General features: G+C 39.2%; 17 protein-coding genes. 4 read left to right on the top strand and 13 right to left on the bottom strand.

Translation table 11 applies throughout. The features are described 5' to 3' along the window. Nucleotides 1–23: 23 nt before the first annotated feature. From ACQ5H4_RS13970 to ACQ5H4_RS13950, 5 genes are all read right to left on the bottom strand, one after another. Nucleotides 24–1,058, bottom strand: a complete 1,035-nt coding sequence (locus tag ACQ5H4_RS13970) for a LacI family DNA-binding transcriptional regulator (protein WP_430775584.1) — start codon at nt 1,056–1,058, stop codon at nt 24–26. A gap of 213 nt (nt 1,059–1,271) precedes the next feature. After that, nucleotides 1,272–2,582, bottom strand: coding sequence for an MFS transporter (locus ACQ5H4_RS13965; protein WP_430775582.1), 1,311 nt, complete (start codon nt 2,580–2,582; stop codon nt 1,272–1,274). A 217-nt stretch (nt 2,583–2,799) separates the two neighbouring features. Further along, the gene (locus ACQ5H4_RS13960; RefSeq protein ID WP_430775581.1) at nt 2,800–3,042 is read right to left on the bottom strand and encodes a hypothetical protein; all 243 of its coding nucleotides are present in this window, start codon (nt 3,040–3,042) and stop codon (nt 2,800–2,802) included. Nucleotides 3,043–3,433: 391 nt separating this feature from the next. Continuing rightward, nucleotides 3,434–4,096, bottom strand: a complete 663-nt coding sequence (locus ACQ5H4_RS13955) for a DNA-binding response regulator (protein ID WP_430775580.1) — start codon at nt 4,094–4,096, stop codon at nt 3,434–3,436. A 727-nt stretch (nt 4,097–4,823) separates the two neighbouring features. Beyond that, nucleotides 4,824–6,086 (bottom strand): dicarboxylate/amino acid:cation symporter, encoded by a 1,263-nt coding sequence (locus ACQ5H4_RS13950; protein WP_430775579.1) that lies wholly within the window; start codon nt 6,084–6,086, stop codon nt 4,824–4,826. A gap of 240 nt (nt 6,087–6,326) precedes the next feature. On the opposite strand from ACQ5H4_RS13950, the gene dcuS reads away from it, so the two are divergent. The 4 genes from dcuS to ACQ5H4_RS13930 all read left to right on the top strand — a co-directional run bounded on the left by dcuS (nt 6,327) and on the right by ACQ5H4_RS13930 (nt 10,729). Beyond that, the gene (dcuS, locus tag ACQ5H4_RS13945) at nt 6,327–7,934 is read left to right on the top strand and encodes a DcuS/MalK family sensor histidine kinase (RefSeq protein WP_430775578.1); all 1,608 of its coding nucleotides are present in this window, start codon (nt 6,327–6,329) and stop codon (nt 7,932–7,934) included. Further along, nucleotides 7,931–8,644 carry a response regulator gene (locus tag ACQ5H4_RS13940; RefSeq protein WP_430775577.1) on the top strand — a complete coding sequence of 238 codons (714 nt, stop codon included), beginning with the start codon at nt 7,931–7,933 and terminating at the stop codon, nt 8,642–8,644. Before dcuS ends, ACQ5H4_RS13940 begins: the two co-directional genes overlap by 4 nt. Nucleotides 8,645–8,759: 115 nt before the next feature. Then, on the top strand, nt 8,760–9,956 hold the full coding sequence (locus ACQ5H4_RS13935) for an NAD(P)-dependent malic enzyme (RefSeq protein WP_430775704.1): 1,197 nt from the start codon (nt 8,760–8,762) through the stop codon (nt 9,954–9,956). 560 nt (nt 9,957–10,516) lie between these two features. Then, nucleotides 10,517–10,729 (top strand): alpha/beta-type small acid-soluble spore protein, encoded by a 213-nt coding sequence (locus tag ACQ5H4_RS13930; RefSeq protein WP_430775576.1) that lies wholly within the window; start codon nt 10,517–10,519, stop codon nt 10,727–10,729. Between the two features lie 125 nt (nt 10,730–10,854). Here ACQ5H4_RS13930 and ACQ5H4_RS13925 read toward each other — a convergent pair whose 3' ends face one another. From ACQ5H4_RS13925 to rpe, 8 genes are all read right to left on the bottom strand, one after another. After that, nucleotides 10,855–11,025: a hypothetical protein gene (locus ACQ5H4_RS13925; protein ID WP_430775575.1), complete on the bottom strand. Its 171-nt coding sequence runs from the start codon at nt 11,023–11,025 to the stop codon at nt 10,855–10,857. After that, on the bottom strand, nt 11,022–11,279 hold the full coding sequence (locus ACQ5H4_RS13920) for a hypothetical protein (RefSeq protein WP_430775573.1): 258 nt from the start codon (nt 11,277–11,279) through the stop codon (nt 11,022–11,024). The genes ACQ5H4_RS13925 and ACQ5H4_RS13920 overlap by 4 nt, the downstream gene beginning before the upstream one ends. A gap of 102 nt (nt 11,280–11,381) precedes the next feature. Next, the gene (locus ACQ5H4_RS13915) at nt 11,382–12,413 is read right to left on the bottom strand and encodes a hypothetical protein (RefSeq protein WP_430775571.1); all 1,032 of its coding nucleotides are present in this window, start codon (nt 12,411–12,413) and stop codon (nt 11,382–11,384) included. Then, on the bottom strand, nt 12,397–12,924 hold the full coding sequence (locus tag ACQ5H4_RS13910) for an RNA polymerase sigma factor (RefSeq protein WP_430775570.1): 528 nt from the start codon (nt 12,922–12,924) through the stop codon (nt 12,397–12,399). Before ACQ5H4_RS13910 ends, ACQ5H4_RS13915 begins: the two co-directional genes overlap by 17 nt. A gap of 336 nt (nt 12,925–13,260) precedes the next feature. Further along, nucleotides 13,261–13,953, bottom strand: coding sequence for a hypothetical protein (locus tag ACQ5H4_RS13905; RefSeq protein WP_430775566.1), 693 nt, complete (start codon nt 13,951–13,953; stop codon nt 13,261–13,263). Between the two features lie 307 nt (nt 13,954–14,260). Further along, entirely contained in the window at nt 14,261–16,282 is a 2,022-nt protein-coding gene (tkt, locus tag ACQ5H4_RS13900; RefSeq protein ID WP_430775564.1) for a transketolase, read from the bottom strand. 38 nt (nt 16,283–16,320) lie between these two features. Next, complete coding sequence (gene rpiB, locus ACQ5H4_RS13895; RefSeq protein WP_430775562.1) at nt 16,321–16,779, bottom strand: ribose 5-phosphate isomerase B; 459 nt, start codon at nt 16,777–16,779, stop codon at nt 16,321–16,323. Then, nucleotides 16,776–17,435 (bottom strand): ribulose-phosphate 3-epimerase, encoded by a 660-nt coding sequence (gene rpe / locus ACQ5H4_RS13890; protein WP_430775561.1) that lies wholly within the window; start codon nt 17,433–17,435, stop codon nt 16,776–16,778. The genes rpiB and rpe overlap by 4 nt, the downstream gene beginning before the upstream one ends. Nucleotides 17,436–17,468: the final 33 nt, after the last annotated feature.

The following is a 17,468-nucleotide window of genomic DNA, read 5'->3' as shown; positions in this document are numbered from 1 at the left end:
TTTATTAGGAACCAACATCATGTTCATACTTTTTTCATTCCTGCGCTTTCCCTAAGGATGAGTTCAGTTGGAAGAATCACCTTCATTGGAAGTTCTCTTCCTTTAATTCGATCTTGCAGTAGTTTCACGGCTGTTTTTCCCATTTCAAATGAATGGATTTTCACCGTTGAAAGGGCTGGTTGGAGATATGCAGCCGCATCAATATCGTCAAAGCTGATGATGGATATGTCTTCAGGAACCTTGATCCCCGCTTCATGCAAGGCTCGGAAAGCCCCGAGAGCCATAGGGTCTGAAGCACAAACCACTGCACTTGGTAATTCCCCCGACTCGATGAGTTGATTCATCAGAACATAGCCCCCATTCGGACTCCAATCTCCCACTAGCACACGTTCTTCTTGATAAAAACCTTTTTCCCTCATGATCTTTTCATATGCTAGCTTACGAGCATCCTCATCTCCAACAAACTCTTGGTTGTAAAGGCCTTTGAAAAATACTCCTCCACCCATATAGGCAATATCCTTATGTCCTAACTCAAATAGATGTTTGAGCACTTCATCGGTAGCATGTTCTAAATCTGAGATCACCACGTCATATCCCTTTTGCTCTGGAACTGAGTCGACAAAAACTATTTTCTTGTTATCGAAGTAAACATCTTGCAGTTCTTCAACGTTCACTCTACCAATAACGATTAATCCGCTTAATCCAGACAAGACCGCGGGATTTATGTCACTTAACCCAACATTAAACACAGAGGTAATATTTAACCCATATTCTCCACTAGCCATTTCTACACCATTACGGATGCTCATAAAATATGGATCTCGCGCCTCCTCCTCCTTTGTTGTAGTTAACAAAAGCCCAATATTGTGTGTTTCCGGACCCTTTTCCGCTTTCACACTCTTTTTTCTTGCAGGCTTATAATTTAATTCATGAACAACTTCCTGAACTCTTTTACGTGTGATATCAGAAACAGAAAGCGTAGGGTCATTATTTAAAATTCGCGAAACCGTTGCCGTTGAGACATTAGCTTGCACCGCAATGTCTTTGATTGTAGTCATGTGATCACAGCCTTTTATTAAGTAAAGTTTACTAAACTCCTTGTTAAGAATATATCAGTAAAAGCGGTTTCATTCAATAGGTTTTTATAAAATAATTGAATTTTTATCATGAATCTTAGTAAATACTTAGTAAAATAACTTATAATTTTAGTTACGTTAACTAGTTATTCCGACAAAAAAAAGATCTCCCTATGGAAGATCCCTTTTTGTTTACTAAATTCCTACCTTTTGATTAAGCTGTTCCTCCACTAAAGGCTGCTTTAACGACCACATTACCACCGGAATAAGCAGTAACGAAAGAACTCCTCCCGCAATAGAAAGTGCCGCATAGCTAGAATACGCAACCACTACCCCAGAAAGCACCCCACCTGATGCACCTGATAACGCAACAAGAACATCAATGGTCCCTTGTGTCTTCACACGCGTGGAAAGACTTGTCGCATCCACTAAAATCGTCGTTCCACTAATCAAACCGATATTCCAACCGAGTCCCAAAAGAATAAGAGCGAACGTTAGAACAAGCATGCTATCCGTCGGAGCAAATGCAGCCATCACCCCTGCGGCAAGTAAAATGCTACCTGCTGCAATCGCCATGGAGGTCCGTCCTACCTTGTCAACAAGCATCCCCGTTAAAAGAGATGGCAGGTACATGGCACCGATATGAAAGCCAATAACCATCCCTACCTCTTGTAAACCATGGCCATGATGCCCCATATGAATGGGAGTCATCGTCATAATCGCTACCATGACTATTTGAGTTAGCACCATGATGGTTGCAGCCGCAATGATTCCTTTTTTATTAATAGCCGTTACAGCAGTCTCCTTGTTAAGGTGATTGTTTTGACTCTCTCTCTTAGCAATCGCCTTTGCGACAATAAGTGGATCGTGTCGTAGAAAAATAAGTATCATAAGTCCCGCTAAGATGAAGGCAGCCGCACCTAATAGGAAGGGACCAGCTAATGTCGGTACCCCAATTGAGGCAGCAAACTCTCCCATAGGACCAACCAAGTTCGGGCCCGCAACCGCTCCAAACGTTGTGGACACAAGCGCAATACTAATGGCTGTTGCTCGTTGTTTTGCATTGGCTAAATCAGTTCCCGCATAGCGAGCCTGTAAATTCGTTGCCGTTCCTGCTCCATAGATTAACAGAGAAGCAAAAAGGAGGATGATATTGCTAGCTACCGCAGCAAGGACTACACCTATTGCTCCAAGTCCTCCCGCTAAAAAGCCAGCAGCTAAACCAAATCGGCGTCCATATCGGTCAGAAAGATGACCAACTAGCAATGCCGAACCCGCAGATCCTAATGTCAGCAATGCGACCGGAAGACCTGAGAAGCTATCCGTCCCAAGCATATCCTTGGCAAGAAGCGCCCCCACAGTGATGCCCGACGCAAGCCCCGCCCCTCCAAAAATTTGAGATAACACGACGATCAGAAGCGTTCGTTTGTATAGTGCTTGTTGCTTTTCTTTGGAGTCAATGTATGGCTGCACCCAGGATGGATGGTTTTCAGTTTTAGTTGACATATTTCTAATCCCCTTTCCTCCATTGTACTGATCCCTCTATTATACTACTAGGGGTATGAATTGGTAAGATAATAAATCTTATTTCCAACATCATCTCACTATTATATAAGACTACCATATCATACAAAATATGTATTTTTAGATAAAGGAATTTCATTTTACATAGAAAAACGGCTGTTTACGAAACAGCCTTTACTGCGAAAATGATTTTACATTATTAATAATAATAAGGATACGGATAAGGCGGATAATAAGGGTATGGATAAGGATAAGGGTACGCATATCCAAAACCAGGCCCTGGAGTTAATAATGCACCTGCAGCAAGACCTCCTAAGAAGCCTAGACCAAAACCTCCAAAGCCAGGACGACCGAAACCTGGTCTACCAAACGGTCTTCTTCCATAACCAAATCCAGGACGAATTCTTACATCATGTGTTAACATTTGATGTTCATTATTCAAGGTAATTCCTCCTCTATTGTAATTAAATACAATAAAAGGATATGCGGCGCCAGCCTATTGGGTATGGGTGAACGCCTTTGCGAAAGAGATTTTGTTAAGCCTGAATCTACATGCTGACTCAACTTAATTAAGGGGAGATCGTTATTGGAGTGCTTTTCATAAAATACAGTTGTATTTGCATCGTTATTGGTATCCAGTAAATAAGCGGAGAATTTCCGGTTAGATGCAGAATGGAGCCTCGTTTGGGGGTAAATAAGGGGAGGTTTTCCGGTTAGGCAAAGCAAAACCATCTATTCTTACGTTTTTCGAGGAAATAGGCGGAATTTCTCCGTCTATTAGGACTTTTTTTTTATATTATTTACTACTTAAGCGAAATTTTTCCGTCTATTGATCAGATAGGCTGCTTAACCTGATCTCCCAACCGATAAGAGCGAACCCTCATAGTCCCAGATGCGGGAATCAGCATTTTTTTAGCGACCAGTTGAGAAAGTATTTTTTTTACCGTCTTGTCACTTAGCTTCAAATACATCTCAACTTCTTTAGGGGATATAACTTCTCCTTTTCGAATCGCTAGCCGAAGCACTTCCTTTTCTAGAAAGGACAGAGATGTCTGGTCTAGTTCATCACCCAGCCATCGGCCAATCACTTGCTGAATAATCTGTTGGCATCGACGGGGCTGCTCTTTCACTTGGTCATAGGAAAAGCGGATCACAGTCCATCCATCAATCACCAGCTGGTTTTGACGTTCCAGGCTGTCAGAAAATTGCCATCTGCTTATGCTCTTTAGGTGCGGGCCATACCCGTCGACTTCCAGGCAAATCCGGATGGCTGGACGAATATAAGCAAAATCCAAATACCTTTTGCCATCCTTGAAATCATCAACTTCATATTCTGGATGAAGGTACTTGAAATGGTGATATAAAGACCACCACACTTGCCTCAAAAACACCATTTCAGCCTGATTGTGACCTTCTTGTAAACGCCGCAACCGTTCACCGGTTCTTGCTTGCAAGTGAGCATTCAAAAAGGCCTGGTATTCTTCTTCAAATCCCATAACATCTTTCCCTCCTATCTAAATACTGATGTAGAACATCCACAACATGGGCATTTAATAATCGGTGCTACGAATGAATCATTCAATTATTTATTCAGTTGAACTTCGGAAAAATTATTAACTTTATGAGTGTAAATGCGAGTGAAAAAGAAGTTTAATGTGGTTGGAGAATTGTAAACGACAAATAAAGACTTGCGGAGTAGCTAAGAAAAAAGACTATTTTGAGAATAACTTGGGGATAGAACTATTTTTAGATTAATAGAAATCTTACATTTGTCAATCCATTTTTTTCTTTCTACAACATTTTAACTTCTCCATCCTGTCAGCATTCATCAAAATGAGGTGCTCTTGGACTTTTGGAGATAAGATTACTTTCTTTTAAATAAAATGTCTTGTCTCTAATCGAGTGACCAGCAAAACTAAGCGGAGAATTTCCGGTTAGATGCAAAATGGAGCCTCGTTTGGGGGTAAATAAGGGGAGGTTTTCCGCTTATGCAAAGCAAAATCTCCTATTTTCGAAGTTTTCGAGCCAATAGTCGGAATCTCTCCGTTTATTTAACCCTTTTTTAATAATAATTTCTAATTAAGCGGAATTTCTCCGTCTATTTATCAGCTCGGGTGCTTTTAACCTGATCCGCCAACCGACCATCTTGGAAACGTTAATAAATAAAGAAAAGACGTATGACAAAATCCATACATCTTTTCTGAAAAAAGCATCCGAAAATACTTACGCAGTGATTTCCTTTTTATTCACCGTAGCCTCAATCTCTTGAACGGGTTTAAACTCCCCTTCTGTCTTTGAAATAACAACCGTTGCAACACCGTTACCGATAAGGTTCGTGATAGCACGTGCTTCTGACATGAAACGGTCAACCCCAAGGATAAGTGCCATACCTTCTACTGGAATCGAAGGGAATACGGCTAATGTAGCAGCTAGCGTGACAAAGCCTGAACCGGTAACACCAGCAGCACCTTTCGACGTGAGCATCAATACCCCTAGAAGGGTCAGCTGTTGCCAGATGCTTAGGTCTACCCCATAGGCCTGAGCAATAAATAATGCAGCCATTGACAGGTAAATGGATGTTCCATCTAGATTAAAGGAATACCCCGTTGGAAGAACAAGTCCTACCACCGGCTTGGAGCAACCGTACTTCTCAAGCTTTTCCATCATTTTAGGAAGAGCCGCTTCAGACGAGGAAGTCCCAATCACAAGAAGAATTTCTTCTTTAATGTATGCAATAAACTTAAAGATACTGAATCCGAACATTTTAGCAATTCCACCAAGAATAAGAACAATAAATAGAGCCATGGTGATATAAACCGATCCCATCAGCTTTCCAAGATAAACAAGTGAGCCAATTCCGAATTCACCAATCGTATACGCCATCGCTCCAAATGCAGCGAACGGAGAAACCTTCATGATGATATTTACAATGCCGAAGAACACCTCTGTGATCTTTTCAAAAAACTCAATAACTGGTTTCCCTTTCTTTCCTAAATGAGCAAGAGAAATTCCAAACAAACAAGCCAATAAAAGAACAGGTAGCAGTTCACCATTCGCAAACGCACCAATAAAGCTATCAGGAATGATGGAAACAACAAAGTCCATAAATCCGTGACTCGTTTCTTCAGCAGCCTTTGTGTATTGAGAGATATCTCCCTTCCCTGCCTCCGCATCAATTCCCTTACCTGCTTTAATCACATTCGCAACGATAATTCCAATCGCTAACGCAATCGTTGAGACGATTTCAAAATATAGTAAGGCTTTCCCACCAATTTTTCCAACCTTCTTTAAATCTCCCATTCCTGCAATCCCGATGACAATCGTTAGGAAAATAATTGGCGCGATGACCATTTTTACTAGCTTAATAAATATATCAGCGATCACCTTTAACTGTGATCCAATCTCCGGAAACACGAACCCGACAGTTATACCCAGAATAATACCTAGAATTACTTGAGTGGTAAGACTCTTAAAATTAATTCTCATGTGGTCTCCTCCTAAAATAAAATTATTTTGAAAACGATTTCATTTATTCTGTTAAACACATGTTACAATTTTGCGAAAACTAAGAATAGTTAATAAAACTTATAAAATCTTTTTGTAATTAATGTAAGCAACATAGTAATGAGGTTATTGAGACTCTTCCAAAAACAAATCCTTTATTTTAAAGCGATTTCATTTTATAGTTTAAAAATAACAACAGTCCTTGGTTTGGAGGTTACGAAAGTGCGTATACGGCATGTTCGTTTTAAACTTAGTACGGTGATCATCTTCCTTGTCTGTCTGGTCGTCCTCATTTCATTGATGATCACTGACCTATTAATCAGCCATTCAGTTAGTAAAAGCATACAAGCCAATTCAGAGGAAAAAGCGAGGATCGTCGCAAGAACCGTTTCAAAGTCTCATATAGTCATAGACGCGTTAGAAAACAGAACGTACTCCAACTCCGTTCAAGACTATACAAATGATATTCAAACAGCCACAGAAATGATGTTCGTTGTGGTGATGGATATGAAGGGCATACGGAGAACACATCCAAACCCGGACGAAATCGGAAAGCATTTTGTGGGAGGAGATGAAAAGCAGGCGCTAAAAGGAAAAGAGTATGTGTCCATCTCAAAGGGTACGTTAGGTGAATCAGTACGTGCATTTACGCCCATTTACAATAAAAATAACGAACAAATCGGAGTAGTAGCAGTCGGAATATCGTTAAAAAGTGTAGAGACTGCACTCGGACGAAGCCATCGGAACATCTTGATCGTTACGTTTTTTGGACTATTGGTCGGTGTGATCGGCGCTATTTTACTAGCGAGATATATTAAAAGGACACTACTTGGGCTAGAGCCTTTTGCCATAGCAAAGATCACAGAGGAAAGAAGTACGATGCTTCAATCCGTTCATGAAGGTATTATTGCGGTGGATCATCAATCGACGATCACACTCGTTAACAAGTCCGCCCTTCAAATTTTTCAAAAAGCTGGCCTAGATTCTAATCCAGTGGGGATGAACATTCATGACTATATGCCTTCCACCGGATTGGATCGAGTGTTACAAACGGGTGAGCCTGAACTAGATGAGGAACAGAACATTAATGGAGTCTCGATTCTCGTCAATCGCGTCCCACTGTTGGTTAATGGACAAGTAGTCGGAGCTATTTCCACCTTCCGTGATAAAACAGAGGTCAATCAGCTCGCTGAGCAATTAACAGGAGTTAGAGCCTATACCGATGCGCTTCGGGCCCAATCTCATGAATTTATGAATCGCCTACATGTGATTCGAGGAATGATCGAGTTAAAGTCTTACAGTGAACTCACCGACTTTATTCGTACTTTGGTCAGTTACAGAAACCAAGAATTTGGAAACATCACCGAACATTTCAAGGACCCTGCTCTCGGAGGGTTTATTCTTGGAAAATTGAGTTTTGCCAGGGAACAAAACGTCGATCTCACGATTAAAACTGGGACCGTCATTCCTGAACCTGCCGATCAAACAACCACACATGAGCTGATCACTATTCTCGGGAATGTGATCGATAATGCGATTGAGGCAATGGTCGATTGCGAAGAAAAAACGCTTGAAGTGAGTTTTAGCTATGATGGTGAGTGGCTGGACATGGAAGTGATGGACTCCGGACCGGGAATATCTGATGAAACGCAGGAACGAATCTTTGAAAAAGGTTACTCCACTAAAGGAGACAACCGAGGCTATGGACTACACTTAGTAGAAAAGAGCGTCCAAACGCTCGGTGGCGAACTCCAAATCGACTCGAAATGGATGTTAGGAACCAATATTTATATAAAAATACCTTATAAAAGCAAAGAGGTGGAATCATGATAAAGGTTCTAATCGTTGAAGATGATCCGATGGTTGCTGAAATTAATAAACGTTTTCTCCAAGATATGAAAGGATTTCGTCTCTCAGGCATGGTACATAATGTAAAGGATGCGATCACCTTTCTTCAAAAGGAATCCGTTGAGCTTATTTTACTAGATGTGTATATGCCAGGTGATAGCGGACTAGTATTGCTCAAATATATCAGAGAACACCATCTAGAAACAGATGTGATCCTCATTACCGCTGCCGGGGAGAAGGATAAAGTTCAAACGGCGCTTAGGCTCGGTGCCGTTGACTACTTAATCAAACCATTTGAGTTTGATCGATTTCAACAAGCACTGCTGAAGTTTCAAGATAAATATATGTTTTTCGCTAGTCATGCCGTGCTTAAACAAGAAGATCTTGATGATCGAATTCTCAGTACAGAGCAAACTCAGGTTGAAGAACCGATCATTGATTTACCCAAAGGATTAACGAGCAGCACTCTACAAGTTGTAGTAGAGATGATGAAAACAAAAGGAACACACCCGTTCTCTACTGATGATATTTCAGAAAGTACATATATCTCCCGTGTATCAGTAAGGAAATATTTAAAGTTCTTAACCCAGATAGGTGTTTTAAAGGAATCATTAACCTACGGAATTGGTAGACCGGTATATTTATATACACTACAAGTAGAAAAACTAAACCAAGTGGACATGTATCTTTAAAAAGTGCATTTCCACTTTTTTTAATTTAATAAAGTTGTATAGTTACAAAATCTATCAAACCTTGGTCATTTTCATTACGATGTAGGAAGATTGAAAGCGATTACCAAAGGGGTAGATATCATTGATAAATCTAAAAGAGGAAGCCATTAAGCTTCATAAAAAACATTTGGGGAAAATTGAGATTGTCAGCAAAATTGATGTAACAACTGAGGAACAACTGAGTCTCGTATATACACCTGGAGTAGCGGACGTTTGTAAAGCAATAGTGGAGAATCCAGAGCAAGTTGATGTGTTAACATCCAGAGGACATATGGTTGCTATTGTGACAGATGGGACAGCCGTTTTAGGCTTGGGCGATATCGGACCAAAGGCAGCCCTCCCTGTTATGGAAGGAAAAGCTCTTCTTTTTAAAAAGTTTGCCAATGTAGATGCTTTTCCACTTTGCTTAGATACGAAAAATGTAGATGAGATTGTCGGAATCATAAAGGCACTATCTCCTAGTTTTGGAGGAGTAAATCTTGAGGATATTTCCGCTCCTCGTTGCTTTGAAATTGAAGAACGATTAAAGCAAGAACTTGATATCCCCGTTTTTCACGATGATCAACACGGTACAGCCATTGTCGTTCTTGCTGCGTTAATCAATGCAGTAAAAGTAGTCAATAAACAGCACAGATCCCTTAAAATTGTGATTAACGGGGCAGGAGCAGCCGGAATTGCGATTGCCAAGCTTTTGATGCAGGCAGGATTTCAAGACATTACCCTTGTAAGCCTTGAAGGTGTGGTCAGCAAAGGCGAAAGATGGATGAATTCAGCCCAACAAGAGATGGCAGAAGTGACCAATTTAAAAAGAGTTCGCGGAACATTAGCTAATGCGATCCATGGAGCAGATGTGTTTATTGGAGTATCTGGACCCGGTGCGATGAAGCCAGAACATATCCAATCCATGGCGAAGGATCCGATTGTGTTTGCTATGGCAAACCCGATCCCAGAGATTTACCCAGAAGAAGCCCTTGCTGCAGGTGCCGCTGTCGTGGGAACAGGTCGATCCGATTACCCGAACCAGGTAAATAACTTACTTGCCTTCCCTGGCATTTTCCGAGGCGCCATGGATGTGGGAGCAAAGGATATTACAACAGAAATGAAATTGGCTGCCGCTTATGCGATTGCAGAGGCTGTTTCAGAAAAAGATTTAAAAGCCGACCATGTCATTCCGAGCGCACTGGATGAAAGAGTGGCAAAAATGGTGGCCAAAGCCGTTTCGGTTGCTGCTATTCAGCAGAACAAAAGCAAAAGTTCGGTATCAGTATCGTAAAACGCCCTTTTCTGGTCACAGATTAGTAAAATCAAAAATGTAGCCCCATTTGTACTGCATGGCTCAGTTCACAATACTGAGCCATTTTTAATATCCATCTTTGGTTTCTTGTTAAACTAAGCTCCCTTCCCAACCATAAAAGAGCGGACATCAAGGAGGGATTCAGCAGGGTAGATAATTAAGCGGAGAAATTCCTCTTAACTTATCTAATAGAAATGAAAATAGCAGAAATAGACGGAGAGATTCCGGCTATTTGCTTAAAAAACGGAAGAATGGGCAATTTCACTTTACTTAATCGGAAAACCTCCCCTTATATACCCTGAACAGAGCTCTATTCTGCAGTATAACCGGAAAACCTCCGCTTATTTTTTTGTAAGATAAATTGTATATGCTATCTCCATCCAAATAAACAAATTGGGACTCATTTTAACTTACATTTTTATTGTTTTTGACAAGAAACGGAACCGCATTTTTTCTTTTACAATAATTTTTTATATGAATGTATATTTTTTTTAAAGGTGCAAAATATATAGCTACACCAACGAAAAGGAGAGATTGAAATGGACAGAAACAACCGTGGAAATAACTCTAATCAATTAGTAGTACCTGGAGCTGAGCAAGCACTTGAACAAATGAAGTACGAAATTGCTAGTGAATTTGGTGTAAATTTAGGACCAGAAACATCTGCTCGTGCAAACGGATCTGTAGGTGGAGAAATCACAAAACGCCTAGTGCAAATGGCTGAACAATCAATGGGCGGTAACTTTCGATAATTTTTTTATTCTTTGGAGAGGTAATCTAACTTACCTCTCCTATTTATTTTGTTGCGTTTCCCAGTTTCGTGTAAATAATTGAGGAAATAAGTCGTAATTTCCTTGGAAATATTCGACATGATTCTTTACGTTCTCTTAAATCCTTTCTTGATAATTACTACCAATAGGACAACAAAGAGCGAGACGATACTTAACACTTCTTTTAAAAGTTGAGAGATGGGAAGAGCATTTTTTACGATCATTACTGCAATTACGGAAAACAATATGACAGTGGAATGTTTAGCGATGAAGTTCATAATTCTCTCCTTTTTATTTTCTTATAAAAAACTATGATACTTGCGCAACTAATAGAAACTCCTAGCAATGAAATGAGATAAATATAGGGGGAAATCACCATAACAAAAACTACTTCATTTTGAAGGAGGTACCCTTCTCCTTGTAGGTTCGGTTTATAATACATTGTTTTCAGATAACCAATACCTATCGTGTTCAATATATAAATGATATGTAGAATGATTGATGCTAAAACCGCTTGTAGAACTGTTTTCATAGATACCTCCTTAGAGCAAATAAGCCCTTTAAGAATATTATCTTAAAGGGCTTTGGAGTAGACAATAAATATTAGCTGCTTTTTGTTAGGTTATTTTGTATATTACAACATTGAGATAAGGATTTTTTCTAATTCAGTTTTGTTTAGCATGTCACTATTAATAATTATTTGGTATGCTTCATTTCCTTTTTGTGCTGGCACTATCATTTTTATCATATTCGTATTTGAATTCGGGTTATCACCATAAGTAACTTGCTTACCCTCAAGGCTATATGTTTCCAACTTTGCATCAAGAAAAGAAGATAAAGCAGGAGACTCTGCTGTAATAGAAGCTTGATTTACGTAATACCCAAATTCACCACCATTATACTCCCATCTACTAACAGGCTCTGGTGTTCCCGTTGTAATTTCCGATCTATACTCTTCTTTTACTAGTTCATAACCTTCAACTGTATAGCTAGGCTTTTTAATTGCAAAATCGACTAAGCTTTGAGCCTCTTCCAGTGTATATACAAAACGCGAATAAAATTTTTTTCGAATAGGTGTAATTGTTTTTGTTGCCTCTTTTAAAGATGCTTTCTCTTCAGGAGTAAGTAAATCAGGATTAAACGGTTTATCCGGATCTCCAGTTTGTTCTTTCCCATCCAAAGCGACAATTTTACTAGTTAACGGGATATACAGGTTTTCAAATTCCCCCTTTGACAAGTACTTTTGGGCAACAGCTACTTCATTTAACAGCATTTTATAATGCTCCTCTTTCATTCCAAGATTAGTTCTTGCTTGTTCTGGACTCCCTGCCATTTTTTCCACTATAGATTGAACTGATTCTGTATTTTCTTCATTCTTTTCGTGTTCTTTTTGCTCAAAAGTAGCTGTGGATTTTGAAGAAGTGTTTTGATTGAGTAAAGACTCCTGTTTCACCATGATAAATACGATCAACACAACAACCGTAACAATACTGACTCTATAGGCCACACCCAACACCGATTTAAATATTTCGTTAGTTTTGCGTTTATTGATTTCCCTTATAAGTTTCTGCTTTAAATCAATGTCATTTGCTTTTTTCCATTCAATATTTGATTCTAGTTGTTTTAGTGCATAATCAAGATAACTAAAGTCATACTGTTTTTTCATTTAACAAGTCCTCCTTAAGCATCTTCTTCTCCAAAGCTTGAATGGCTCGGAACAAAGTTGATTTTACCTTACTTTCTGACCAATCTAATATGATGGCTGTCTCTTGTATGGAAAAGCCCTTGACCTTTCGAAGAATGATTACTTTTCTATATGTATCCTTTAAAGTGGCCAACGCTCTGAATAACTCCAAAGAGGATTCTTTAATTTCAATTTGTTCAGAGGGTAAAAGTCCTCCATCTTTTTTTAACAAAAGCACTTCTTTTAACATAATCAAAGGCTTTCTTTTTCGAATAAAATCAACGGTTACATTATGCGCGATACTATATAACCAAGTTTTAGGACTAGATTGATGCTTAAAAGATTCATAATTTACAAATGCCCTAATAAATGTCTCATGTCGTAAATCCTCTGCTTGTTGGTAATCTTGAATCATCATAAATATAAATTTAAAAATAGGTTCATTATATTCATCATACCAATCTCGTATATTCTTACTTTTATCACTTTCCACAGATTAACCTCCTTTTTCTAGTACAGTGTTTAGACGTATATCTCTGTCAAAGGTTTTACTTATTATAAATTTATTTAAAATCTTTTTATAAATTGAAAAAGAACACTAACCATGACAGATTACTGCTCTTCGCTAATAATATTGATCTTCTTTTACCTTGTACTTGCCTTTTAACTCTTCTCCCATTCCGAACTCAGTAATGAATATTGATACTCGTTAACCCACTTTCCTTTGAACATATAGTTTTCCAACAAATGTCCTCCTCTCCTCGTGCCTAGACAATAGCAAAAAACTACTATAAAAGCCCTTCTCATATGAGAGGGGCTCTTCATCCGTTTAGTGCAACTGAATTTCAAAAGGTTCTTCACCCAATGTTACTGTTAAAACTAAAGGTTTGTCTGATTCAGAGACCGTCTTTGGTACTTGAAAGAAAACATGGATATTCCCTTCCTTTAATGCATCGATACTTGATGCGCCTAATTTTGTTCCGTTTTCTTCTTCCGCTGAACTTGTGTTCTCAAATGTATGTTTCCCATCATATAACAAAGAAAAATTTATTTCCCCAAGCTTATTCCCAAAAGAAAATAAGTCAGTTGTATCGTTTTTAATTGTTCCAGTTAAGTGAAGATAAATTTCCGAATCAGTGGTGATCTCATGGTTTGCCCAAGTATCTTCTGGATCAGCGTTTGATGCTCCAAATTTTTTAGTAAACTCGGCTTTTGTAAGTGTCATGACAACCGAACCATCTTCATATTTAAACTCTTTGTTTTTATCCAATAAATTTTTAGAAGGTTGAACCTCCTCTTCTTTGCTTGATGAAGATTCAAACACATCTTTGTCTTCTTCACTATTTTCACCTGATGATTTACCATTAGTTTCTTCAACTACTTTTGTTGAGGATTCTTCTGATTTTCCACAAGCGACTAAAATCAATACAGTTATCATTGCAATGAACAACCAAATTCTTTTCTTTTTCATATTAATATGTAAGTTAAAAACTTCAACAATTTCAAATACACCATTATACAAATATACCATATTTAGTAAATTATGATTTACTAACATATTAATTTGATAGGAAAGTCCCGTTCAACTATAGCTAAAATAGGCCATTGAGGTTATTTTTCTCATTCGACCTTTTACCTTTGATTCGTATATTAAATATTTAATGATCCTATTTAATGTGCGTTCTTAAAAGTGTTTTACAAAGAAACCTGACAGGGAGAAATATCAACATTTATATTTAACAGAGCCATAAAGTAAAAAGACTGCAATCAAACTCAAAATACTTTGAGTTTGTCTACAGTCTGTTAAAAATAGAGGTTTGAAAATTAATTTAGTTAATCTTTTCTGAAAGAGCTTTAAACCTTTCTGCAACATTCTTGGCAGTAAATCCATATTCTTTAAGCAACTGACTCGCTGGCGCTGATTCGCCAAAGTGGTCAATAGATAAGACCTCACCATATTCTCCGATATATTCTCTCCAACCAAAGGAAGATGCTGTTTCGATTGCAAATTTTGCTAGAAGCCCTTTAGGAAGGACGCTTTCGCGATATTCCTTCGTTTGCTTCTCAAAACGATCCCAGCTTGGCATGCTCACAACGGAAACATAGATGCCATCTTGTTCGAGAAGCTTTTGTGCATCAATTGCGAGGGCCACTTCTGATCCACTAGCTAATAGTAAGCCCTCTACTTCTTTGGCTGCCTTAGATACCACATAGGCACCTTTTTGAACACCTTCAAATACTTCATCTTCAGACATTTCAAGTGTTGGTAGATCCTGACGAGTTAGTACTAGAGCGGTTGGGTTGCTCTCACTTTCCACAGCTAATCTCCAAGCTGCTGCAGTTTCCTTTGAATCAGCAGGGCGAATTAATGACAATCCTGGCATAGCACGTAATGATACTAGATGCTCAATCGGTTGATGTGTGGGCCCATCTTCACCAACTGCAATACTATCATGAGTAAATACATAGGTAACAGGTAGCTTCATTAATGCAGACAGACGCATTGCTGGTCTTAAGTAGTCGGAGAAGACAAAGAATGTTGCCCCAAATACTTTAACTCCTCCATGTAAAGCCATTCCGTTTAACGCCGCACCCATTCCAAATTCTCGAACTCCAAACCAAATGTTTCGTGCTTGATATCCATCCACACCAAAGTTTCCTTCAAAAGTTAATGTTGTTTTATTCGAGCACGCGAGATCAGCAGAACCTCCAATTAATTGCGGGAGTTTTTTTGCGATTGCATTTAGCATTTTCCCTGAAGATGCACGAGTTGCCATTTTTTCACCTTTTGAAAACTGTGGTAGATCTTGTTCCCAGCCTTCAGGCAATTCACCTTTGATTGCACGCTCAAACTGCTGTGAAAGCTCTGGGTATTGTTGTTTGTAGCTCTCGAAAAGGGAGTTCCATTGATCTTCAAATTGCTTACCAATGCTTGCAAATTGTTGGAAGTGCTCTCTCACTTCATTTGGTACATGGAATGGCTCTTTTTCTTCCCATTCATAGGCTGCTTTCGTCAGTTCCGTCTCCTTGGGACCAAGCGGAGAACCGTGAGAATCGGATTTCCCTCCTTTATTAGGAGAACCAAAGCCAATGGTTGTTTTCACTTCAATAAGTGTTGGTCTTTGTTCATCAAGCTTTGCACGTTCCACAGCATTTTGGACGGCAGTTACATCATTTCCATCCTCTACTCTGAGCACTTGCCAGCCATATGCTTCAAAACGTTGTTGGACATTCTCGGAGAATGTAAGGCTCAAGTCACCGTCTAAAGAAATATCATTTGAGTCATAAAGTACTACTAAGCGTCCAAGCTTTAAATGACCTGCTAATGAAGCAGCTTCTGCTGATACTCCTTCCATCAGATCTCCATCACCACAGATGCAATAAGTAAAATGATCGACAATAGGATAGCCTTCGCGATTGTAGGTTTCTGCCAAATGACGCTCGGCCATCGCCATCCCTGTTGCCATCGCAATCCCTTGACCAAGTGGACCTGTTGTTGCATCTACACCAGGTGTATGCCCGAATTCAGGATGACCCGGTGTTTTACTCTTATATTGGCGGAAATTTTTCAAGTCATCTAGCGTGACATTATAACCAAACAAGTGCAATAAGCTGTATAGGAGCATGGATCCGTGACCCGCTGATAAAACGAAGCGATCTCGGTTGAACCAATTAGGATTTTTGGGGTTATGAATCATTTCCTTTGCCCAAAGTGCGTAAGCCATTGGTGCAGCCCCCATTGGCATTCCCGGATGTCCTGAATTTGCCTTTTCAATGGCGTCGATGGATAATGTGCGAATGGTGTTAATCGCTAATTCATCTACTGTTTTTTTCATTTCTATTGAACTCATACTGACACTCCTTTTGTTAGCAGTTCGTCGTAATAGATCTATATATTTTTAGATTTTAAAGATATTTCTAGCTGTTCCACTAAAGCTAGTCGCTCTTGGTGTCGACCACCCTGAAATTCTGCTTCGAGCCAGATGTCAACAATGTTTAGTGCAAGTGACTCTCCTAATACCCGCTCACCTAGGCATAGCACATTGCTGTTATTGTGCTCTCTGGTTGCTCTCGCGGAAAATGTATCACTTACAACTGCCGCACGAACACCTTGAATTTTATTAGCAGCAATGGACATTCCAATACCTGTTCCACAGCAAAGAATTCCTAATTCACATTCTAGATTGGCAACCGAATCTCCCACTTTTTTTGCATATAAAGGATAATTAACACTTTCTGTAAAGTGAGTTCCGTAATCTAGGCATTCGAATCCTTTTTTCTCTAAGTGATGCTTAATAGACTCCTTCAACAAATATCCACCATGGTCACAGCCTAATGCGATTTTCATACGGTTGCCCCCTGTTTGTTTATTACTCTAGTTAGCTTCTCTAAATTCTCCTTAACATCACCATGAAATGTGTATGAACCTGCAACGATTACATTGGCACCTGCTTCTACACATAGCTTGGCTGTTTCGAGGTTAATTCCCCCATCAACCTCGATGTCTATATTTCTACCTTCTACAAGCTTTTTTGCTTCCTGAATTTTCGGTAGCATACTTGAAATGAAGCACTGACCACCATAACCTGGATTAACGGTCATAAGTAGAATCATGTCAATTTCATCTAGAACATGCTTAATCGTTTCAATCGGGGTCGCAGGATTTAGGACTACACCAGCTCTTCTATTGTATTTCTTTATTAATTGCAAACTTCGATGGAGATGCGTTGTTGCTTCCTGATGAATGGTAATGATATCCGCCCCAGCCTCAGCTATAATCGGAATAATCCAATCTGGATTTTGTACCATTAAATGAACATCAAAAATGAGCTTTGAACGTTGCCGAAGCATTTTGATTTGATCGGGACCGAAAGTAATATTGGGAACAAAGTTTCCGTCCATTACATCAATATGAAGCATGCTAATATTACTTTTTTCTAAAAGCTGCATTTGGTCCTCTAGATGGCAAAAATCTGCTGCTAGTATTGAAGGCGCTATTTTCATATGAATCTCCTCTTTTTCTCATTGTTCATTACT

This window comes from Bacillus coreaensis (assembly GCF_050586445.1).
In the GTDB taxonomy this organism is placed as follows: Bacteria; Bacillota; Bacilli; order Bacillales; family Cytobacillaceae; genus Robertmurraya_A; species Robertmurraya_A coreaensis.
The sequence above is the reverse complement of the archived record's forward strand: the minus strand, read 5'-3'. Positions and strand labels throughout refer to the sequence as shown.